Below are 21,608 nucleotides of genomic sequence, written 5' to 3'. Positions count from 1 at the left end.
CCGGCGCGGTGGGCGTCACCGTCGGACCAGACGGTCCACGGCCTCCTCGGCCTCGACCAGGTCCGCGCCGGTGGCCTCCCGGTAGACCTTGATCGCCTGGATCTTCTCGCCCCGGCGCACGAGGGTGACGATCTCGTCCAGCCGCGGCACCTCGTCGCGCAGGCCCAGGTGCCCCAGCACCAGGTCGAGTCCGCGCTCGGCGCGGGCGGCGCGGCCCTCGGCCCGGGAGCGGCGGGTCCGGAGAACCGCGATACCGAGGATCACCACGCAGGTGAGGAAGAGCACGGCTGTGTCCATGGGCGCCAAGGGCAGCGAAGGGCAGGCGGGGTGCCCGCCGCGGCCGTGCGGTGCGTCATACCGGGGGCTGTGCGGGCGCGGGGCCCAGGGTCGTCGTACCCGGGGCCGTGCGGTGGCCCAGGCCCGTGCGGTAGGCGTCCAGGGCCGCCTCGACACGGCCGGTGCGGCGCAGCAGGTCGCCGAGGAGGCGGCACAGGTCGGCCAGGTCTCCGGCGGCGCCCGCGCGTTCCAGCAGGCTCATCGCGCGGACGTAGTGCTCCTCGGCCTGCTCGGCGCGGCGGGCGTCCTCGGCGATGATGCCGAGCAGCCGGTGCGCGGCGGCGGCGTGCACCGCGCCCCGCTCGGGGGAGAGTCCGCCGAGCACGTCCTCCAGCAGTGCCGCCGCCTCCTGGGAGCTGCCGCGCCGGTGCAGTACGTCGGCCAGCTCGACGGTGACCTGGCTGCTGTAGAGGGACGCCCGCTTGGCCGACAGCATCTCCAGCGCCTCGCGCAACTCCTGCTCGGCCCTTGCGAGTTCGCCGTTCTGCGCGTACACGTAGCCGCGCATCCAGTGGCAGTTGGCCAGTTCGGTGCGCAGGTGCAGCCCGCGGTACAGCTCCGCGGCCTTGGCCAGCGAGGCGTCCGCCTCGGCGAGGCGGCCCTCGGCGAGCAGGGTGCGGGCCACCGACCGGTGCATGCGCGCCACCAGCGCCGGATCGCCCGACTGCGGCGCGAGCGCCAGCGCGAACTCCGCCGCCTGCGCGGCACGCGCGTGCGCGCCCATGTCCATGTACGGCCCGATCGCGCTGGCGTAGAGCAGCAGCAGCGCGTCCGGGTCGTGCAGACCGCCCCGGTTCAGCTCGTCGATCGCGGACTCCAGCAGATAGACCGCGTACCGCAGCTCCCCGGCGAGGTAGTGCGCGACCGCCCGGCCGCGCAGCGCCGGAACCCGGGCGGGCAGCGGGGCCTCGGCGAGCCGGGCCTCGGCCCGCTCGAAGTACTGGCGGCCCTCGACCAGCTCGCCGGTCTCCAGCGCGCACTCACCGAGCCCGAGCAGCGCGGCGGCCTGCTCCTCGGCCAGGCCGTGCGCCTCCGCCTCGGCCAGCAGCCCGGCGTACTGCTCCACCGCCGCCTCCGCCTCGCCGACGGCGAGCGTGCGCTGCGCCTCGGTCAGCCGCAGGTGCAGCTCGGTCACGAGCCGGGCGGAGCGTCCGGTGGCCAGTTCGTCGAACGCGACTCCGAGACGGTCGGCGAGATGCCGTAGCGCCTCGTCGGAGGGGCGCACCCGGCCGGCCTCCAGGGTGGAGACGTACGCGGGCGTGTACACCGGCTCGGCCAGCTGTTTCTGGGTCAGCCCGCGCTCCACGCGCAACTGCTGCACCCGGCGTCCGATGGTTCCCGGCTCGTCCCGCTCCCCCATGCCAACTCCCCCAGTGCCCCTTGCCGTTCGCGACCGACAGCCCCTAGGTTAAACCGTGGATTAAACGTGCTTAACCCATCGCTGTTGCGAGGTCGCCGTGCTGGAACGCCCACGCTCCACCGAGCGTTACGCCCGAGGCTTCGCCGCGGCCGTCGCCGCGGTCGCGGCACTGGTCCTGGCTGCCAACGCGGGCCCGGCCAGAGCCGCCCACCCCGAGCCCGACCGGCAGCCCACGGCACCGGTGGAAGCGGCGGTGCGGTAGGACGGCGGTGCGGTAGGGGTGGCGCCGGGCCTGCGCGCCGCGGGCCTACCGGGTGACGTGTGACGCGACCCCGTCGGACAGGCTGCGCGCCGGTCGGTGGCTCGACGCCGCGCAACGCATGCCTCAGTCGGGCAGTGCCTTGCGCAGCGCCTCGTCCAGCCGTGCGGCCAGCGCCTCGTTCCCGGGCGGATCGTCACCGAGGAGCGGACCGAGCTGCGCGGTGAACGTCTGGGTGAACGCCCCGTACAGCGGGGTCCTCGGCCGGTGCACCGCGTTGCGCAGGGCCGGCAGCAGGATGGTGCGGGCGTAGGCCGGCCGGCCGCCCTCGTCCCGCGGGACCCGGTCGGCGCCCTCACCGGTGGGAGAGGGGGACGGCGCGTCGGCGGCCGTGGGGCAGCGCACACCGTCCCCGTACGCCGAGACCCTGGTGGCCGCGAAACCCGCGTCCAGCAGACAGCGCTCGCTCTGCCGGCCGGTCAGGAACCGGATCAGCTCCGCCGCCTTCCCGGGCCGCGTCGACTCCCGGCTCACCGCGAGGTTCTGCCCGCCGAGCACCGCCCGCCCGGGCATCGGGACCACCCCGAGCTGTTCCTGGGTGAAGGTCCGGTACAGCGTGGGGTAGACGTACGGCCAGTGCCGCAGGAAGGCCGTACGGCCCTCGGCGAAGTCGCTCAGCGAGGCGGCCTCGTCGGAATGGACGGCGTTCTGGAGGGTGTACGCCGTCTCGGTGCGCCGGCGCAGCTCCGCGATCCCGTCGGTCAGCTCCTCGACCGTCCCCGTGTAGTGGCCGTCCCCGTCGACCAGCGCGAAGTCCTCCACCACCGACGCGAACGCCTCCACCGCGTTGACCGTACGGCCCTCGTACGCGGCGAGCTGGGTGGTCCAGCCCTTGCTGTAGGAGCCCTGGGCGGGACGGGCCTCGACGGTCTCGACGAGGTCCCGCAACCCGTCCCAGGTGAGGCCGGGGCGCAGATCGGGACGCTCGACGTCCGCCCGCTCCAGATAGTCGCGCCGGTAGTACAGCAGGCCGACATCGCTGTTGAACGGCGCCGCGTACACCTTCCCGTCCCACCGGGCCGTCTCGGCCACGGACGGGATGACGTCACCGTCGACCAGGTCCCCGGGCAGCTCGCCGATCAGCCCGGCCGAGGCGAACTCCGGCACCCAGGTGACGTCCAGGTTGACCACGTCGTACCGGGCGCTGCGGGACTGCAGGGCACCGAGCAGCTGGCTGCGCTGCTCGTCGGCGCTGCCCGGGAGCTCCACCAGCCGGGCGCGGAACTGGGAACCGGCCCGCTGCTCGCGCAGGTTCCAGGCGTCGATGAGCTGCTGGCGGACCCCGTTCTTGCCGGTGACGTCCCGGCCGCTGGCGACGACGATGACACCGGACACGTCCTGCGTGGCGGACGCGGCCGGTGTGCCGTCGCCGTCCCCGCCGCCCGTGCAGGCGGCGAGCAGCAGCAGCGCCAGCAGCACGGCGAGCCGTCGGACCATCAGCCCTCCCCCGTTCCGGTGCGGGCGACCTCGTCATGCAGGGCCGCGCCGAGGTCGTCGTCTGCGTCCAGGCAGCGCCCGTCGCTCGCGTCGGCGATCCGGCGGTCCGGCCGGTCCCGGTCGCAGCCGCCGCTCTGCAGGGACACCACGGTCACCGGGACGCCGGACGTCCGCGCCGCGGTCAGCACGTCGTCCAGACGGTCACCGGTCAGCCGGTTGTTGTCCTCACCGTCGGTGAGGTGCACGATCAGCTGGGGCCGCCGGTCGTCCCCGCGGTCCCTCATCTCGTCGAGCGCGGCGAGCAGGGCCGCGTGCGGATCGGCCTCGGCGTCCCGGACCCGGGCGCCGGTGTCGACGGCCCGCTCGGCCTCGGCCCGGGTGTGCGGGCCGAGCGGCAGGAGCGCTCCGTACGCCGGGTCGTCGCCGGTGCCGGCCACCGCCCACACGCCGTACTCGTCCTGTCCGCCCAGGCCCCCGAGCGACTGCCGCAGCAGACCGGGGCCGCCGCTCGGCCCCTTCCACAGCCGGGTCATCGAACCGGAGCTGTCCAGCAGGAACAGCACCCGTCCCGGACCGCCCGCCTCCTGGTACGCGTCCAGCGTCCGCGCCATCGCGTCCCGGCCGGCCGACTCGTCGAGCGGAGTGGGCTCGCGCAGCACGCCCTCGGCGACGTGCTCCTCGTCCAGCAGTTTCTGGTCGTCGGCGGAGCGGAAGCCGTACCGGGCGAACACCTGGCCGCCTCCCCGCTCCCCGGCCAGCCAGTCGCGGAACCGTTCGGCGGACGCGTCCCGGGCCGGCGCGTCACGGTGACCGCCCCGCCACATGACGCGCACGAACGTGGGCTCCACACCGGGGACGTCATCGGGGTACTGGGCGAGGCGCGGACTGCGCGTGGTGAGGTCGCAGCCGACGCCGCTGCGCAGCAGGAACTCCGGGACCAGGGCGGCGGTGGAGTTGTCGACGGCGTCGTCGTCGGGCAGCGTGCACAGCAGTTCGGCGGCCGTGGGGGAGGGTGACCCCGGCTGGGCGACCAGGCGTTCCCCGCGGGCGACGGCCCGCCCGTCCTCGCCGTACAGGCCGACCGTGGCGAGCAGTCCCATGTCCGTGAACTCCGGGTCGGGGCGGCGCACCGCCGCGTTCTCGTCCCGCGCGGTCAGGTCGCCGACCATCTCGCCCAGGGAGAGGCCGGTACGGTCCTCCAGGGCCTCGGAGGCGATGTTCTGCGGGACGGCGAGCACGACGGGGGAGTAGGCGAGGGGCTCCTCGTCCGCCTCCAGGCCGGCGACGGCGTCGGTGTCCTGTCCGTCCTCGACCCGGTCGACCTCGGCGCGGGAGGCGGGGATCCAGATGTCCGGCTGCGGGCCGATGTCCCGCTGCGGGTTGACGTCCTCGTCCGGGGGCTCCTGCCAGGCACCGGTCTGCCCGCGCAGCGCGCCGACCACGTCGGAGGAGCCCGCGCTGTAGACGGTGGCGCCGGTGCGCCGGCAGCCGTCGCCCGTGGTGTTCTCGTCCGAGGTGAGATAGGCGTCGGCGGCGGCCCGGATCGTCGGCTCCAGGTCCGGGTCGGTCAGCACCCTCAGCTCCAGCGGCGGGTCGCAGGCCGGGGCGTCGCCGACATAGCCGGCATGCCTGAGCAGGCCGTAGACGCCCAGGCCGAGGAGACCCGCGGCGAGGACGGCCGGCAGGACGACCCGGACCACGGCCCGCCGGGGCGGGTGCGGCACGACGATCGTGCGGAAGCGGCCGATCAGAGTGGCGCACACGCCGCGCAAGGGGGCGAGCGGTGCGGACAGCAGGGCGCGGAAGGACCGCAGAACCGGGCCGGGCCCCGGAGGCGGGGGGACGGGAACCGGGACCGGCAGAACCGGGTTCCCGCCGCCGTCCTCCGTCGCCTTCGACCTCAGCAGCACGTCCACGCCGAGGTCCGTGCGCAGCTGCGGCTCCCACGGGTCGTCGCGCAGGGTACGGAGGCCGAGCGCGGTCATCCGTCCCCGCAACCGGTCGGCGAGGTCCGACAGCGTCGTGTCCCGGTCCTCGTCGAGGAGTGCCGCGAGTGCGGCGGTGAACGGCGTCGGCGTCCTCGCGTCGCCCGCGTCGATACGGTGGTTGGCCTGCACGCTCATCAGCAGCAGCACGCGCCGCTTGTCGTCGAAGTGCTCCCAGACCGGCGCCGCGTTCCCCGCGAAACAGCAGTCGAGGACGACCACGATCCGCTGCGCCGGGCTGGTGGCCAGCATCGTCGCCAGCAGGTCGCTGAACTTCTCCGCGCCGTGGAACACCGTGTGCCTGCCGGCGATCACCTTGGCGTCGCGCATCTGCAGGAACAGTTCGTCGCCCCCGCTGGGGATGGCACCGTGCCCCGCGAAGTAGACCAGCAGCAGCCCCTCGGCCTCCCTGGCCGACCGCTGCAGCGCCTGCCCGAATTCGGCCAGGGACGGCGAGGGCAGCACCTTGACGTCCCGCTCGCCGAACACCTGCCCGCCCGCCAGCGCCTCGCGCATCCGGTTCAGGTTGCGTTTGACCGACGGAAGGTCGCCGGGCACACCGTGCGGCGGCTCCGTGAAATCGTACTCGGACACGCCGACCAGCAGCGCCCGGTTCACCAGCCCGCGCGGATCGAGAGAAATCACCGGCCTACCTGTCGTCGAGGTTCACCGGTTCGACTCTGTCCTCCGGCGGTTCGCCGTCCTCGACGTCGCGCCGGTTCGCCCGCCAGGCCGAGACGGCCCGCCTGACCTGGTCCAGCAGCTCCGTGAAGACCGCGCCCGCACCCGCGCCGATGATGACGACGACGATGTCCATACCGACGCCCATCGGGGCGCCCGTCTCGTCCGTCCTGGGCCGCCGGCGGATCCGCAACTCTTCCGCGCGCACCCATTCCTCGAGCGGTTTCTCCCGCTCCAGCCAGTTGAGCAGCGCTCCGATGTCGCTCTCGGTCGCGGTCCCGTCCAGCCGTACCCGAATGACCTGGTTGGCCACACCATCCCCCTCAGCCATAACTCACCATCATGGCACCGCCGCAGCGCGCTGGGGAGGGTCCGTCGCCACTCAGCTCTGTGTCTGCAACTGCCTCAGCTGCTGCCGCACATGGTCCAGCGCGCCCTCGCGCCGGCCCGGTACCCGGCCGCGCAACTCCGCGAGCGCCGCGCCCAGTTCACGGGCCCGGGCCGGGTCGCCGATCCGCCCCCACTGGTGGTGCGCCCGGTCCACGGCCGCCTCGACGGCGGGCGCGTCCGGTGCCTGACCGGCCGCCAGCCGCGCGCCGGCCACCGCCATCCACGCCCCGCAGCTGCGGGCCGCGTCCCCGGCCAGCATCGCCAGATCCGCCCGGACCTCGGTCCAGTGCAGCGCCTCCTCCGACGCGGGCCCGTGCGCGAGACCGGCCGCCTGCTCCAGCCGCGCGGCGAGCGCGTCGGCGTCCGCGTGCCGGCCGGAACGCACGGCGGCGGTCACGGCCGCGTGCGGGTCGCCCGGGACGGGCCCGTGCTGGGCCAGCACCAGGTCGGTGCCCCCGCTCTCCGGGGCGATCCGCGCCAGCGCCTGCTGGTGCAGGTCCTCCTCCGGCGGACGCCACCCGCTGCGCAGGATCGTCGCGACCGCCTTCATGTACGACGGTGCCGCGACGCCGCGACGGGACGGCGGGGGCGCGACGCGACCGTAGACGGCGTTGTCCCGGCCGCAGTCGAGCGGGGACGGGCCCGGCGGCCGCGGCGCGCTCAGCGCCTGCCAGGTCTCCGCGTCGGCGTGCAGATCGAGGATCAGCGTCGTGGCGCCCGCCGGCCGCAGCCGCAGCTCCTCACGGAACCAGTGCCAGGGCAGCGCGGTGTACCGCACGGTGGACGCGGTGGTGCGGGCCAGCGCCAGATGCGGCAGGCGCTGGCGGCGGTCGAGCTGGAGCTGGCCGGTGACGTACACGGTCAGCGGTCCCGGCGCGGCGGCCGCCGCGCGCAGCCGGGTCAGCACGGCCTGCGGCTCCAGCGGGTCGGCGAGTTCGACGACGTTCGCGGTGTCGGTGCCGGACAGCACGGCGGGCGGGACCGCCGCGAGGACCGGGAGTACGGACGCCGCGTCCACCAGCCGCCCGCGGCCCAACGGCGAGGCCGCCAGCAGCAGCACGGTTCCGGGCATGGTCCCCTCCCCTGTCGATCATCTACGTCAGCACGGTAACCGCTGCGGCTGCGACGGGGGGCGTCAGGAGGGTGAATGTCCCCCTTCGGGGCCTTCGCCTCCCGCCGCGCGGGACCGCCGCACCGCGAAGGCGGTGGTGTCGTCGGCCAGACGCCCCGCGCTGTGCCGCAGCGTCCCGTCCCGTACGACGGCGACCAGCAGGGCCGGTGCGACGACCCGCGGGTCCGCCGACACCGCGCGGGTCACCTCGTCGGCGAGCCGGTAGAAGCGTCCGTCGCCGTCCCGGGCCTCGGTCACCCCGTCGGTGACCAGCAGCAGCGTCTCGTCGGCGGCCAGCGGCACCCGGCGCACCCGCGGCGGGCCGGGGGCCAGGTCGCGGTAGCCGAGCGGGAGCCCCCCGCCGACCGGCAGCATCCGTACCCCGTCGCGGCCGACGGCCAGCGGCGGTTCGTGCCCGAAGACGACGGCGTCCACCACGCCGGTCCGGCCCGCGGGGAAGCCGAGCAGCACGGCGGTGGCGAACCGGTCGCCGTCGTCCCGGCCGAGCGCCCTGGTGTACTCGCGGTGCCGCGTCATCCGGGCCTCCAGCCGCTCCGCGACGACCGTCAGCTCCGCCTCGTGGTAGCCGGCCTCGCGGAAGGTGCCGAGCAGCACCGACGCCGTCTCCACCGCGCCCAGTCCCTTGCCCTGGACGTCGCCGACGAGGACGCGGGTGCCGTGCGGGCCCGGCTGGATGTCGTAGAAGTCACCGCCGACCCGGGCCTGGGCGTCCGCGGTGAGATAGACACCGGCGTGGTCCAGGCCGCCCCAGCCCGGCGGCAGGGGGCGCAGCACGGTGCGCCGCACGGTGTCGGCGACGTCCCGCAGGTGCAGGGCGCGGCGCTCCCCGCGCACCCGCACCACGCAGGCCAGGGTGGCGAGGATGCCGCCGGTGCTGACGAGGATGAAGTCGGGCAGCCCCGTCTGGAACTGGTGCGGCCAGGCGTTGTCCACGGTGACGTAGGCGGCGATCGCGAGCACGGCGAACACGGCCGTGCCCCACACCCCGCAGATCGCTGCGGCGATGCCCGGCACCAGCACGATCCAGGAGATGATCCGGAACTCGCCGGTGGTGTTGTAGTCGGCCACCGCGATGGCGGTGAGCAGCAGGAACGGCGGCACCCAGGCGACGCTGCGGCCCCCTACCAGGAGCATCTCGTGCCGGTGCGCGACATCCCGCCGGCCGGCCGACGGATACCGGTCGTGCGGGTGCGCGACGTCCCGCCGGCCGGCCGACGGGGACCGGTCGTGCCAGCCGTGTCCCCCGCTGCCCGGACTCACGGCCCCAGCGAAACACGGGCCCGTGCGGCCCGCATCCGGTCCCCGTCGGCGGTCTTCGCGCAGCCGACTTGCCACCGGCTCGCGGGGGGTGTGCCCTGGTAGGCGGGGGCGGGAGAGAGGAGCACTCTCATGGCGCATGCGGCACCCCGGTCCCGGGGACCGGTCGGGCGGGCCGGCACGACCGACCTCCTCAGCGGGCGGGCCCACCGGGCGGCGAAGGTGGCGGTCCCCGTCCTCACCGGACTCGTGTACGGCTACTGGGCGGCGGCCAACCGGCGCGACGCGGGGCCCGTCACCGGCTCCAACCTCCTGTTCGGCTTCCTCACCGCCCTCGCGTTCGCCCTGGCCTTCATGGCGCTCCTCGCCCTGGCCCCGAAACTGCGGCGCGAGATGCACGCGGTGCTCTGGGCCGCCTTCAGCGGCATCGCGGTCGGCTTCCTGTTCAACCAGGCCGCCGGAAGCGTGCTGCGGTCCACGGCACTGGGGCTGGCGGTCGCGGCGGGCGTGTTCGGAGTGATGTTCTACCGCTTCTACACACACGAGGACGCGACGGGCCACCCCACCGGTTGACGCGCGGCCCCGCTCAGGACAGCACGTCCGGCGCCGGCAACCGCCCCGCCCACCGCGGGCAGTCATGCCGCCGGGGCGGCACGGGCGGGCGCGGCGGCGCCCCCGCCCACCGCGGGCAGGCAGGGCCCGCTCCCACCCCCTACCGACGGACGCAGCCGGGGCAGCACGCACAGCCACGGCAACCGCCCCCACCCACCGCGGGCAGTCGCGCCGCCGGGACGGCACGGGTGGGCGCGGCGGCGCCCCGTCGGCGCCGGGCCGCGCGACCCACCCCCGCCCCGCACCGGCACGGCCCTCCACCCAACCGCCCGTTCGGCCCCCCACTGCACCCGTACGCGCGCCCAGCGCTCGCGCACCCCGCCCCCGGCGCCTTGCCTGGAGAGGTGCCCCTCCACCGGATCGACCCCCACCGCACGCGCCTGCGCAACGCCCTGTCGGCGACGCTGGTCGCCCTCGCCTGCCTGCTCGCCCCCTGCGGCACGCTCGCGGCCTGGGCGGCGTTCGGACTCGCCGACACCGGCCGGTACGTCGGCACCATGGCGCCGCTGGCCGCCGACCCGGACGTACGCGACGCGGTCGCCGACGCCGTCGGGGACGAAGTCGTACGGGAACTGGACGCGGGCGCGGCGGACAGCGCGGCGGACAGCGCGGTCGGACCGTTCGTACGGGACGCGGTGCGCTCGTTCACCCGTACCGAGGCGTTCCGCGTGGCGTGGGAGGCGGGCAACAGGGCCGTCCACGACGCGGTCCTGCACGCCCTGCGCGACGACGCCGCCACCCGGGGCCCGGTCACCGTCGACCTCGCCCCGGTCACCGCGCGGGTGAGACAGCGGCTCGCCGCCGACCACATGCCCTTCGCCCACCGCATCCCCGTCGAGCACACCGAGGTCGCGGTCGTGCCGGCCGGGGAGGTGGCCGGACTCCGGAAGGGGTATCACGTGCTGGACGCCGCCGCCTTCTGGCTGCCGCTCGCGGCCGTCGTCCTCGCCGTCACCGGGATCGCCGTCGCCGCGTGCCGCCGCCGTGCGCTCACCGCCACCGGTCTGGGCACCGCCCTGGGCGGCGCGCTGCTCGCCCTCGCGATCACCATCGGCCGCCGCCTCACCCTGGCCGACCTGCCCGACCGCCTCCACCGCCCGGCGGCGGGCGCGGTCTACGACGCCCTCACCGCCACGCTGCGCACGGCGTCCTGGCTGCTTCTCGCGCTGGGCCTGACCGTGGCCCTGGCCTCCTGGCTGACCACCCTCCGCCCCCGCCGCGCACCGGCCGCCGCCCCCACAGCCGTCCGTGCCCCCACGCCGTCCCCGCCCCGGGCCCGCACCTGACACACCGCCCGGCGGCCGTCACCGCAACCCGCCGGCGTCCTCGCTCGTCTTCGGGAACGTTGTCGAGGGAGGATTCGGGCATCGCAACCCGCGAGCGGAGGGCCGCAACGTTGGACACTGCCACTGCCGATCCGACGGTCACCGGGGACGGGGCCGCGCGGCCCGGGGGAATGCGGCGGTTCGGTGCCTGGTGCGCGGCGCTGCTGTTCGCCGGGGTGAGCGCGGTCGTCGGCTGCCGGGTCGCCGACACCGACGGCGTCACCCCCGTGCCCCAGCTCCTCGCCTTCCTGCCCTGGCTGCTGGTGCCCACCGCCGCCGGACTGCTGTTCACCCTGCTCGCCCGGTGGTGGACCGGCGCCGTATGGGGCGTGGCCCTGCTCGGTCTGCTGGCCTGGTTCATCGAGCCGTACGGCAAGACGGGTGAGCCCACGGGGCCGCCCGTCGCCGAGCTGCGGGTGCTGACCTCCAACGTGGAGTTCGGACAGGCCACCGGCGCGCTGATCGAGGCCGTGCGCCGCGAGAAACCGGACGTCGTGTTCGTCCAGGAGTGCGAGTACACCTGCGACACCGCGCTGAAGCGGGAGCTGTCGGGCACCTATCCGCACCGGCAGGCCGTCGAGGGCGGCGGATCCGAGGGTTCCGTCATCCTCAGCCGCTTCCCGCTCGACGCCCGGGACGGCGTGCCCGGCACCATGGGCATGCCCGGCGCCGTCGCCGACGTCGACGGACACGCCGTACGGCTCCAGCTCGCCCACCCCATGCCGCCGCTCCCCGACCAGGTGGGCCTCTGGCAGCGGGAGCTCGGCAGGCTGCGCGACGCGGCCGCCGCCGCCCGGGACACCCCGACCGTGCTCGCCGGGGACTTCAACGCCTCCCAGGACCACGCCGCCTTCCGGCGCGTCCTCGACACCGGTCTGCGCGACGCGGCCCGCCTGGACGGTGCGGTCCGGACGCCGACCTGGCCGGCGCGGACCACTCCGGCGTTCGGCGTGCAGATCGACCACGTCCTGGTGTCCGAGGAGTTCGCCGCGCGCCGGGCCCGCTTCCTCGACCTCGCCGACTCCGACCACCGCGCGCTGGTCGTCGACCTCACGCTGCACGCCGGCCGGTGACCCGACGCCGCACGACGGGCCGGGTGACCCCACGCCGCACGACGGCCGGGTGACACACGTGCGGGCCGCCCCGGAACGGGACGGCCCGCCGGCGTGCTCGGCCGCTATCGCGCGGACTTCTGCAGCGCCTTCTCCGCCTTGTCCAGCGCGGCGGCGAAGCCGTTCGCCCACAGCTGGTTCACCCGCGACCGCTCCGTGGAGTTGGGGTAGGCGTTGGTGCAGGACGGGCCGGGACCGCCACCGGACATCAGCTCACTGCACGGACCCGTGTAGTGGTCCGGCAGACCGAGCACATGGCCGGTCTCGTGCGCGGTCACGCGCGTGGAGTTGTAGGTCTGGTTCTGCCGGTAGTCCAGGAAGATGTAGCCGCCGCCGTGACCGTCGGTGGAGGCGTACGAGCCGCGCGAGTCGTTGCCCTCGTAGTACGCGAAGTCGGCTCCCGAGGTGCCCGCCTGGAGTCTCACGTTCGACACCGAGCTGTTCCATATCTGGGTGCTGCGGGCTATCTGCGTGGCGAACGTGGGCGCCCTGGAGGCGTCGTAGACGACGGTGACGGCCGCCGCGCTCGTCGGGTTGGCGGCCCGCTTCTCGGCCGCCGACTTCAGTACCGCCTCGAAGAAGGCGCGGTTGGCCGCTGCCTCCTCCGACGAACCGTTGTACGCGGCGTACGAGGCGGGGGCGTTGACGGCGGACGCCGCCGAGGCGGGGACCGTGCCGAGGCCGAGCGCCGTGAGGCCCAGACCGGCGGCGGTGAGAACGGACAGAGGCATGCGCATACGCATCGATGACTCCTAGGGGTGGGGGTGAGTCATGTCATCGGTGAGTGTCCGCGCCCACGAGGCCGCTGTGATGATGGCAACCGGTGATAGGACCGGCCTATCCCCGGCTCCGGCCACCGTCCCCACCCCCGTCCCCCACCACCCGCCCTCGACCGGCCCGTCCCCAACCACCCGACTCCGCCTGAACGGGCGGGATTTGTGTGTCTGGTGAAACCCGAACATCCGCTTTACGCTCCCAGGGCATGGAGCTTGAGGTCAGGCACCTCAGGGCGCTGTGCGCGATCGCCGACACCGGCAGCCTGCACCGGGCCGCACGTCACCTCGGCGTGGCCCAGCCCTCGTTGAGCACGCAGCTGCGGCGCATCGAGGAGGAGCTGGGCGGCGCGCTGTTCGTCCGTGCGCGCACCGGCTGCCGTCCCACCCCGCTGGGCCGGCTGGTGCTCAGCCGTGCCCGCCCGCTGGTGGCCGAACTGCGCTCCCTGGTCACCGAGGCCCGCGCCGCCGCGGTCGGCGACCGGCACCTGCGCATCGGCTCCACCGCCAGCCGGGCCCTGGCGGGCTGGCTGCGCCGGCTGCGCCGGCACTGGCAGGAGCCCACCCTGCACATGGACGTCTCCGCCAACGCCCTGCTCCGCATGGTCGCCGACGGCCAGCTCGACGTCGCCTTCGTGCACGAGGTCGAGGGCTTCCCCCTGCGCGTCCCCGAGGGCCTGCGCACCCGGGTCCTCGTCGAGCGCGAGCCGCAGTTCGTCTCCCTGCCGGCCGACCATCCGGCCGCCGCGCACCCGGTCGTCCACCTGTCCGACCTGGCCGGTGACCGCTGGATGATCGACCCGGCGGTCGACGGCGAGTGGGACGCCGTACGCCGGGTGCTGCGCGCCGCCGGTATCAACCCGCGTGTCCTGCACGGCGATTACCACACCGCCGCGTCCCTGGTCGCCATCGGCGAGGTCGTCACCGTCTGCCAGCCGACCTCGCCCTCCCGCCCCGAGACGGCGGTCCGCCGGCTGCACGGCGACCCGCTCGGCGTACGGCTGCTGCTGGCGGCCCGGACGGACACCGAGCTGGCGGGCGTCTTTCCCGACCTGGCCGAGGCGTACCAGGAGGTGGCACGTCAGGCACCGGCCTACCGGGAGTGGCTGGAACGCGGCGGATCGGGATCACCCGTCCCAGCCCTCCCGTGACACGGCCGCCGGGGACGGCTCAGACGCCGATGTCCCGGCCGTCCGCGCGCCACACCGCGACGACGGCCGGACGGACGTACGTGCCCGGCCCGTCGGGCCAGGTGCTGGCCGGGCGGTCCACCGACGCCCCGTCCACCTCGCCCGGGTGCTGCACGGCGACCAGCACCCGCCGGTCCTGGATGACCGGACCGCAGGTCTCCGCACCGTTCGGCACGGTCAGGAACTGCTTCAGCTCGCCGCGCCGGTCCCCGCGCGTGGCGACACCGAAGAGGCCGTCGTGGGAGCCGAGGGCGCTGCCGTCGGTGGAGATCCACAGGTTGCCGTGGTCGTCGAAGGCGACGTTGTCCGGGCAGGAGATCGGGCTGACGGAGTCCTTCGGGAACCCGGCGAAGTAGGTCGCCGGGTCCTCCGGGTCGCCCGCGACCAGGAACAGCGACCAGGCGAACGTGGTGCTCTCCGGCCGGTTCCAGCGCTCGGTCAGCTCCAGCACGTGACCGTGCTTGTTGGCGTTGCGCGGGTTGGCCTCGTCGGCGGCGGCGTAACCCGCCTTGCCGCGGTTGGAGTTGTTGGTGAGGGCGACGTAGACCTTGCCGGTGACCGGGTTGGGCTCGATGTCCTCGGGCCGGTCCATCTTCGTGGCGCCCACCTTGTCGCCGGCGAGACGCGTGAAGACGAAGACCTCCTCGGCGGTCATGCCCTCGACGTGCGAGACGGCACCGTCGGCGGTGGCGGTGGCCAGCGGGATCCACTGGCCGCCGCCGTCGAACTCGCCGTCCTTCGGCAGCTTGCCGGTGCCGTCGATCTCGATGGCCGGGGAGTCACCGGTGAGCTTGGCGACGTACAGCGTGCCCTCGTCGAGCAGCGACAGGTTGTGCTCGCGCGCCGAGCGGCTGTTGCCGTGCCGCATCCGCTTGCTGCCGACGAACTTGTAGAAGTAGTCGAAGCGCTCGTCGTCACCGGAGTACACCACCGGGCGCCCGTCCCGCGTCAGCCGCACGGTCGCGGCCTCGTGCTTGAACCGGCCGAGCGCGGTGTGCTTGCGCGGCACGGAGTCGGGGTCGTACGGGTCGAGCTCGACGACGTACCCGAAGCGGTGCGCCTCGTTGGGCTCCTGGGCGAGGTCGAACCGCTTGTCGAAACGCTCCCACTTGCGCTCGGTGGCGCCGGTGCCGATCCCGTACCGCTTGTCGGTGGCGCTGGAGCCGTTGGCGAAGTACTGGTTGAAGTTCTCCTCGCCGTGCAGCGTGGTGCCCCACGGGGTGGTGCCGCCGGAGCAGTTGTTGAGGGTGCCGAGGACCGTGGTGCCGCTCGGGTCGGCGGAGGTCTTCACCAGGTCGGACCCGGCGACGGGCCCGGTGAGCCGGAACTCGGAGGTGGCGGTCAGGCGCCGGTTGAGCCGGTGCCGTGTGACGGGCGTCAGCTTGCCGCTCCTGCCGTCCTCCTCCACCGCGACGACCGCGAGGCCGTGCGCGGCCCAGGCGATCTCCACCTGCTCACGCGTGGGGTTCGCGGGGTCGTAGTCCCGGAACATGAGGATCTCGTCGGTGTACTCGTGGTTGGCGACGAGCAGCTGCCGGCCGCGCTCGCCGCGCAGCGGCAGCAGGGAGAGGAAGTCGCAGTTGTACCCGAACTGCCCGGCCTGCGCCTTGGCGCTCTGCTTCTCCGGGTCGAAGGCGGGTGCGCCGCGCAGGATGGGCTCGCCCCAGCGGATGACGACGTTCTGCCGGTAGCCCTCCGGCACGGTGACGGCGTCGGCGGTGTTGGGCGCGACGGGCGTGAACCGCAGGCCGCGGGCGCCCTTGGGCTTGTCGTGGTGGCCGCCCTTGGTGGCCGCGGCGGCCTGCGCCTCGGGCGCGGACGCGACGCCGACCGCTCCGGCGCCGGCCGCGGCGACGGTCACGACCGCGGCGGCGCGCATCATGGAACGGCGGCTGAGGGCGCCGGCGATGACGTCACCGACGTACTCGTTGGAGCTGGTGTTGGGCACCTCGTGGAAGCAGGCGTCACCACACCGGAAACGACAGGTCATGGCGGACCGGCCGCCGGGGTGGGAACCGGACGGCGTTCCGATCAACGGCAACAGCTTTCGCACGTTTTCTCTCCTTGGGTGCCCGTGGTGTCAGCGTGACCGTAGGTGCACATTTGTGCGGTAGCCGGGCGCCCGGGTGAACGGAGAGTGAACCTGCGGCAGCATGAAGGAAGTTGCGCTCGGTCACCGGGGACCGGCGCCCGCGGGCCGGATCGCCCTCTTGACATGTACGATCCGGCAAACCCAACCCTGCCCAAGATCGCCCTTGCGGGCCGTTAACCTTACGTGTCCGTCCTGGCCAGGGATTGACGGGCATCAACTCACGCGAAGGGTTGCGCACATGGGCATTCTCACTCTCCTGCGGAACGCGTTCGGACGGTCACGCAAAGCGAAGTCCGCCGAAGCGGAGGGTGCGGCGCCGGCCGCCGAGACGACGGGTACGTCCCCGGCGTCGCCCGCCCCGGCCACCTCGCCGTCGCCCGAGCCGCCGGCCCCGGAGCCCGCCGCGGAAACCCCCGCGGCCCCGAAGGTTCCGTCCCCGTCCCCCGAGCCCACCCCGCCGTCCCGCACGGCCTCCGTCCCGGAGCCCCGCGAGGAACACGACCTCGTCGCCGCGGCCTTCGACAACATCTCGGTCCCCGGCCCCACCCGCTCGGACGACCCCCTCACCCCGAAAACCCCCACCGGGGAAACCCCTGCCACCACGGGGGAGACGACCTCGGAGACGATCTCGGAGACGGCGGCCGATAAAACCCCGGCCACCACCCCCGAGCCGACCCCGACGGCCCCGGCGGAGAACACCCCGGCCACCACGACGGAACCGGCCCAGGAGACGGCGGCCGAGGAAACCCAGACCACCACCCCGGCCCCGACCCCGGAGGCACCGGCCACCACCACGGACCCGACCGAGGAGACGGCGGCCGATAAAACCCCGGCCACCACCCCCGAGCCGACCCCGACGGCCCCGGCGGAGAACACCCCGGCCACCACGACGGAACCGGCCCAGGAGACGGCGGTCGAGGAAACCCCGGCCACCACCCCGGAGCCGACCCCGACGGCCCCGGCGGAGAACACTCCGGCCACCACGACGGAACCGGCCCAGGAGACGGCGGCCGAGGAAACCCCGGCCACCACCCCGGAGCCGACTTCGAAGGCTTCCGCCGCCGAAGAGCCCGCGCCGACCACCACCGAGCCGACCTCCGAGAAGGCCCCCGCCGAGAAAACCCCGGCCACCAGCACGGAACCGGCCACGGAAGCGGAGTCGACGCCTGATGAGGCGGAGACGGTGACGCCCGAGGTGGAGACGGTGACGCCCGAGGTGGAGACGGTGACGGTGACGGAGCCCGCTCCGGCACCGGAAGCCGCGGCCGGTGCGGAGGCCGAGGTAGCCCCGGAGGCCAAGGCCACTCCCGAGGCCGAGGCGACTTCTGAGCCCGAGGCCACTCCGGACCCCGAGCCCGTTCCCGAACCGGAGGCGGCCCCGAAGGCCGAAGAGAAGCCCGAGCCCGAGGTCGAGCCCACGCACGAGATCGAGCCCGAAGCCGAGAAGAAGCCCGAGGCAGCCGCTGGCGCCGAAACAGCGGCCGAGGCCGAGGTCCAGCCCACGCCCGAGGCCGCGCCCGAGCTCACGCCCGAGCCCGAGAAGAAGCCCGAGGCAGCCGCTGAGGCCGGAACTGCGGCCGAGGCCGAACCCGAGGCCGGAACTGCGACCGAGCCCGAACCCGAGGTCGCCGACGGCGAGAACGCCCCTCAGGGGCCACCCGCACCCGACGACGAGAGCCGCACGGGTGGTGCGGGTGGGAACGAAACCCCGGCCGAAGGCGAAGCCGAGGCCGCCGCCGAACCCACCCTGCCCACCACCCTCACCACCGCCTACAACGCCGCCGCCACCGCCCTCGCGCAGCACAACCTCACCGGCACCCGCGCCAAGGTCTACCTCGTACTCGACCGCTCCGCCTCCATGCGCCCGTACTACAAGGACGGCTCCGCCCAGGCCCTCGGCGAGCAAACCCTCGCCCTCGCCGCCCACCTCGACACCGACGCGACCGTCCACGTCGTGTTCTTCTCCACCGAACTGGACGGCACCGGCGAGCTGACCCTCACCGACCACGAGAACAGAATCGACGAGCTGCACGCCGGCCTCGGCCGCATGGGCCGTACCAGCTACCACGCGGCCGTCGAGGCCGTCCTCGCCCAGCACGACAAGGAAGCCGCCGGCACCCCCGCCCTGGTGGTCTTCCAGACGGACGGCGCCCCCGACGCCAAGACCCCCGCCACCCAGTCCCTCACCGGCGCGGCGAAGAGCCACCCCGCCGTCTTCTTCTCCTTCGTGGCCTTCGGCGAGCACGACAACAAGGCCTTCGACTACCTCCGCAAGCTGAAGACCGGCAACACGTCGTTCTTCCACGCGGGCCCCACCCCCCGCGAGCTCACGGACAAGGAGCTGTACGAGGGCGTACTGGCGACCTGGCGCCCGTAACGACACCGGGGCGGGCGGCCGCGTACGGCACGACACCCGTACGGCACCGCACCCGCCCGCCCCGAAACGCATGTGAGTCGATCTCCACGGGGCCAGTAGGATTTCGCCCATGGCGGCCACTGGATCCGAGAAGCAGGGGGCGAAGGCGTACTACGTCTCGACCCCCATTTACTACGTCAACGACGCTCCTCACCTGGGCCACGCCTACACGACCGTCGCAGGGGACGTGCTCACGCGCTGGCACCGTCAGCGCGGCGAGAAGGTGTGGTACCTCACCGGCACGGACGAGCACGGTCAGAAGATCATGCGCACGGCCGAGGCGAACGGGGTCACCCCCCAGGCCTGGGCCGACAAGCTCGTCACCGAGGCCTGGAAGCCCCTGTGGGAGCACCTCGACATCGCGAACGACGACTTCATCCGCACCACGCAGAAGCGGCACACCGACCGCGTCCAGGAGTTCGTCCAGGATCTCTACGACAAGGGCGAGATCTACAAGGGCGGCTACGAGGGCCCGTACTGCGTGGGCTGCGAGGAGTACAAGCTCCCCGGCGAGCTGCTCGACGGCGAGGGCGAGTACGCGGGGCAGAAGCTGTGCCCGATCCACAAGAAGCCGGTGGAGATCCTCAGCGAGGAGAACTACTTCTTCAAGCTGAGCGAGTACGGCGAGAAGCTGCTCGCCCACTACGAGGCCAACCCGGGCTTCATCCAGCCCGAGTCCGCGCGCAACGAGGTCGTGAACTTCGTCCGCCAGGGCCTTCAGGACCTGTCCATCTCCCGCTCGACGTTCGACTGGGGCGTGCCGGTCCCGTGGGACGAGAAGCACGTGATCTACGTGTGGGTCGACGCGCTGCTGAACTACGCGACGGCGGTCGGCTACAACGAGAACCCGGAGAAGTTCGAGTCGACGTTCCCCGCCGACGTCCACCTGGTCGGCAAGGACATCCTCCGCTTCCACGCGATCATCTGGCCGGCCATGCTGATGGCGCAGGGTCTCCCCCTTCCCGGGAAGGTCGCCGCCAACGGCTGGCTGATGGTCGGCGGCGAGAAGATGAGCAAGTCGAACCTGACCGGCATTAAGCCGCAGGACCTGACCTCGCACTTCGGTGTGGACGCCTACCGCTGGTACTTCCTGCGGGCGATCGCGTTCGGCCAGGACGGCAGCTTCTCGTGGGAGGACTTCTCGGCCCGCTACACCAGCGAGCTGGCGAACGACTACGGCAACCTCGCGTCCCGCGTGGCGGCGATGGTCGGCAAGTACTTCGGCGGCGAGCTGCCGGCGTCGACGGCCGACGGTGACGCGGAGAAGGCGATCCACGACGGCCTGGCGAAGGCGGTCGCGGAGGCCGACCGGAAGATCGGCGACGAGCTGGACTTCCAGGGCGGCATCCTGGCCGTGTTCGACTTCGTCAAGCAGGTCAACGGCTACATCACCGAGCAGGAGCCCTGGAAGGTCGCCAAGGACGATTCCCCGGAGGGCAAGGCCCGCCTGGCGACGATCCTCTACACGGCGGCGGAGTCCCTGCGCGCCGTGGCGGTCCTGCTCAACCCGGTCATGCCGGAGACCTCCCAGAAGCTCTGGGACTCCCTCGGCGCGGAGGCCTCCCTCGGCGCACTCGCCGACCAGAAGGTCCAGGAGGCCGGCACCTGGGGCATCCTGCCCGCCGGCTCGACGGTCACCAAGGGCGCGGTCCTCTTCCCGCGTCTCGAGGAGAAGCCGACCGCGTAACGCACTCGCCACAGCAGGGGCCCAGGAGACGGTGAAGCCTTCTCCTGGGCCCCTCGCTTTGCGAAGATCACGTGAAGGCGGCCGTCCGGCCGCCGCCATTCACGTGGGGGGACCTTCCATGGCACTCTTCGGCAACGCGCACACCGTCGACCCGGCGCAGGCACAGCAGGACTACGCCCGTCTGCTGGGCCACGGCGAGCAGGTGCACGCCGCGTACCTGCTGATCCGCGACACCATCCTGTTCACCGACCGCCGCCTGATCCTGGTCGACAAGCAGGGCATCACCGGCAAGAAGGTGGAGTACCACTCCGTCCCCTACCGCAGCATCACCCACTTCGCGGTGGAGACCGCCGGCACCTTCGACCTCGACGCCGAGCTGAAGATCTGGATCTCCGGCACCCCGACCCCCATCGAGAAGACCTTCACCAAGGGCGTCGACATCTACGAGGTCCAGGCCATCCTCACCCAGTTCGTCGCCCGCTGACCCGTCACCCCCGAAACGGCCTGAACGTTTCTTCCACCTTCGATCGGGTGAATGCTCCCGCATATGCCGGGAGCACCACCCATGACCACGCCTAGTTTGCGTTCATGGTCACAGCAACACACGAGGCCTCCCACCGGCTCTTCCAGGAGCACCCGGAAGCCCTCGCGCCCGTCTTCGAAGCACTGGGTCTGCCGCCGCCCGTGAAGACGGACTTCCACGAGCTCTCCCCGGACGTCACCGAAATCCGTCCGATGGAACGCCGCGCGGACACGGTCCTGATGTTCGAGCCCGACATGGGGGAGCACTTCGTCCTGGCCGTGGAGGCCCAGACGAAGAAGGACCCGGACAAGGCGAACAGTTGGTCGTACTACGTCGCGTACCTGCGCGCGAAGTACGACCTGCCGGTCCTCCTGGTCGTGGTCTGCCGCGACCGCTCCACGGCGGCCTGGGCGACGGGCCCCTTCGAGTGCACCGTGGGCCCCTGGACGACCCAGGTCACCCGCCCGTTCGTCCTGGGCCCGCAGACCGTCCCGGAAGTCACCGACGAGACGGTCGTGGTCCAGCAGCCGGCCCTGGCGGCACTCTCGGCCATCGTTCACAGCGAAAGCCCGAGGGCGGCCGCCATACTGGAAACGGTCGCCCGCGGACTCGTGGCCTTCGCGCCGCCAGTCACGGGGTACTGGTTCGAGGTGGTGGAAGTCGGCTTGATGAACACTCCGCACAGGGAGAACTGGAGACAGCAGATGAACAACGTCGTCACCCACTTCCCGGGGCACAAGACGTACTTCGAGCAGAAGTACCTGGAGGGCAAGGCCGAAGGCGAAGCCAAGGGCGAAGCCAAGGGAATTCTGCGCGTGCTGGAGGTACGCGGCCTCCCCCTCTCCGACGACGTCCGTCAGCGCATCACCACCTGCACCGACCTCGACCGCCTCAACGACTGGCTCGACCGCTCCGGCACCGTGCAGCGCGCCGAGGACCTCTTCGCCGAAGAGGGCCCGGCTTCCTAGACCCGCACACGCC

General features: G+C 73.2%; 18 protein-coding genes. 9 read left to right on the top strand and 9 right to left on the bottom strand.

Features of this window, described 5'->3' with window-relative positions; genetic code table 11:
• Nucleotides 1–15 precede the first annotated feature (15 nt).
• Together IE178_RS13045 and IE178_RS13040 are read right to left on the bottom strand one after the other, a co-directional pair.
• Entirely contained in the window at nt 16–297 is a 282-nt protein-coding gene (locus tag IE178_RS13045; RefSeq protein WP_193512361.1) for a hypothetical protein, read from the bottom strand.
• A 55-nt stretch (nt 298–352) separates the two neighbouring features.
• Nucleotides 353–1,696 (bottom strand): helix-turn-helix domain-containing protein, encoded by a 1,344-nt coding sequence (locus tag IE178_RS13040; RefSeq protein ID WP_193512360.1) that lies wholly within the window; start codon nt 1,694–1,696, stop codon nt 353–355.
• Between the two features lie 97 nt (nt 1,697–1,793).
• Between IE178_RS13040 and IE178_RS13035 the strand changes: the two genes are divergently transcribed.
• Nucleotides 1,794–1,958, top strand: coding sequence for a hypothetical protein (locus tag IE178_RS13035; protein ID WP_184766252.1), 165 nt, complete (start codon nt 1,794–1,796; stop codon nt 1,956–1,958).
• Nucleotides 1,959–2,081: 123 nt separating this feature from the next.
• Here the strand turns inward: IE178_RS13035 and IE178_RS13030 are convergent, their stop codons facing one another.
• The 5 genes from IE178_RS13030 to IE178_RS13010 all read right to left on the bottom strand — a co-directional run bounded on the left by IE178_RS13030 (nt 2,082) and on the right by IE178_RS13010 (nt 8,900).
• Nucleotides 2,082–3,452 (bottom strand): extracellular solute-binding protein, encoded by a 1,371-nt coding sequence (locus IE178_RS13030; RefSeq protein ID WP_193512359.1) that lies wholly within the window; start codon nt 3,450–3,452, stop codon nt 2,082–2,084.
• Nucleotides 3,452–6,082, bottom strand: coding sequence for a vWA domain-containing protein (locus tag IE178_RS13025; protein ID WP_193512358.1), 2,631 nt, complete (start codon nt 6,080–6,082; stop codon nt 3,452–3,454). Before IE178_RS13025 ends, IE178_RS13030 begins: the two co-directional genes overlap by 1 nt.
• Before the next feature lie 4 nt (nt 6,083–6,086).
• A complete protein-coding gene (locus tag IE178_RS13020; RefSeq protein WP_193512357.1) occupies nt 6,087–6,449 on the bottom strand; it encodes a hypothetical protein in 363 nt (120 codons plus the stop codon).
• 51 nt (nt 6,450–6,500) lie between these two features.
• A complete protein-coding gene (locus IE178_RS13015; RefSeq protein WP_184766255.1) occupies nt 6,501–7,580 on the bottom strand; it encodes a hypothetical protein in 1,080 nt (359 codons plus the stop codon).
• 63 nt (nt 7,581–7,643) lie between these two features.
• Nucleotides 7,644–8,900, bottom strand: a complete 1,257-nt coding sequence (locus IE178_RS13010) for a PP2C family protein-serine/threonine phosphatase (RefSeq protein WP_438874368.1) — start codon at nt 8,898–8,900, stop codon at nt 7,644–7,646.
• A gap of 129 nt (nt 8,901–9,029) precedes the next feature.
• Between IE178_RS13010 and IE178_RS13005 the strand changes: the two genes are divergently transcribed.
• The 3 genes from IE178_RS13005 (at nt 9,030) to IE178_RS12995 (ending at nt 11,907) form a co-directional block, all read left to right on the top strand.
• Nucleotides 9,030–9,470, top strand: coding sequence for a hypothetical protein (locus IE178_RS13005; RefSeq protein ID WP_193512356.1), 441 nt, complete (start codon nt 9,030–9,032; stop codon nt 9,468–9,470).
• Nucleotides 9,471–9,853: 383 nt separating this feature from the next.
• A complete protein-coding gene (locus IE178_RS13000) occupies nt 9,854–10,795 on the top strand; it encodes a hypothetical protein (protein ID WP_318280014.1) in 942 nt (313 codons plus the stop codon).
• A 110-nt stretch (nt 10,796–10,905) separates the two neighbouring features.
• A complete protein-coding gene (locus IE178_RS12995; protein WP_318280013.1) occupies nt 10,906–11,907 on the top strand; it encodes an endonuclease/exonuclease/phosphatase family protein in 1,002 nt (333 codons plus the stop codon).
• A 104-nt stretch (nt 11,908–12,011) separates the two neighbouring features.
• Here IE178_RS12995 and snpA read toward each other — a convergent pair whose 3' ends face one another.
• Entirely contained in the window at nt 12,012–12,689 is a 678-nt protein-coding gene (snpA, locus tag IE178_RS12990) for a snapalysin (RefSeq protein ID WP_193512355.1), read from the bottom strand.
• Between the two features lie 239 nt (nt 12,690–12,928).
• Between snpA and IE178_RS12985 the strand changes: the two genes are divergently transcribed.
• Nucleotides 12,929–13,870, top strand: a complete 942-nt coding sequence (locus IE178_RS12985) for a LysR family transcriptional regulator (protein WP_193512354.1) — start codon at nt 12,929–12,931, stop codon at nt 13,868–13,870.
• 19 nt (nt 13,871–13,889) lie between these two features.
• On the opposite strand, the gene IE178_RS12980 is transcribed toward IE178_RS12985, so the two are convergent.
• Entirely contained in the window at nt 13,890–15,962 is a 2,073-nt protein-coding gene (locus IE178_RS12980) for a PhoX family protein (RefSeq protein ID WP_193512353.1), read from the bottom strand.
• Between the two features lie 277 nt (nt 15,963–16,239).
• On the opposite strand from IE178_RS12980, the gene IE178_RS12975 reads away from it, so the two are divergent.
• From IE178_RS12975 to IE178_RS12960, 4 genes are all read left to right on the top strand, one after another.
• Nucleotides 16,240–18,378, top strand: coding sequence for a VWA domain-containing protein (locus IE178_RS12975; RefSeq protein ID WP_193512352.1), 2,139 nt, complete (start codon nt 16,240–16,242; stop codon nt 18,376–18,378).
• A gap of 109 nt (nt 18,379–18,487) precedes the next feature.
• Nucleotides 18,488–20,104: a methionine--tRNA ligase gene (gene metG / locus IE178_RS12970; RefSeq protein ID WP_193512351.1), complete on the top strand. Its 1,617-nt coding sequence runs from the start codon at nt 18,488–18,490 to the stop codon at nt 20,102–20,104.
• 118 nt (nt 20,105–20,222) lie between these two features.
• The gene (locus IE178_RS12965; protein WP_184764253.1) at nt 20,223–20,588 is read left to right on the top strand and encodes a PH domain-containing protein; all 366 of its coding nucleotides are present in this window, start codon (nt 20,223–20,225) and stop codon (nt 20,586–20,588) included.
• Between the two features lie 104 nt (nt 20,589–20,692).
• Nucleotides 20,693–21,595 carry a hypothetical protein gene (locus tag IE178_RS12960; RefSeq protein WP_184764254.1) on the top strand — a complete coding sequence of 301 codons (903 nt, stop codon included), beginning with the start codon at nt 20,693–20,695 and terminating at the stop codon, nt 21,593–21,595.
• Nucleotides 21,596–21,608: the final 13 nt, after the last annotated feature.

It is taken from the genome of Streptomyces griseoloalbus, assembly GCA_014650015.1.
In the GTDB taxonomy this organism is placed as follows: Bacteria; Actinomycetota; Actinomycetes; order Streptomycetales; family Streptomycetaceae; genus Streptomyces; species Streptomyces griseoloalbus.
This window is presented reverse-complemented; position numbering and strand designations above follow the sequence as displayed.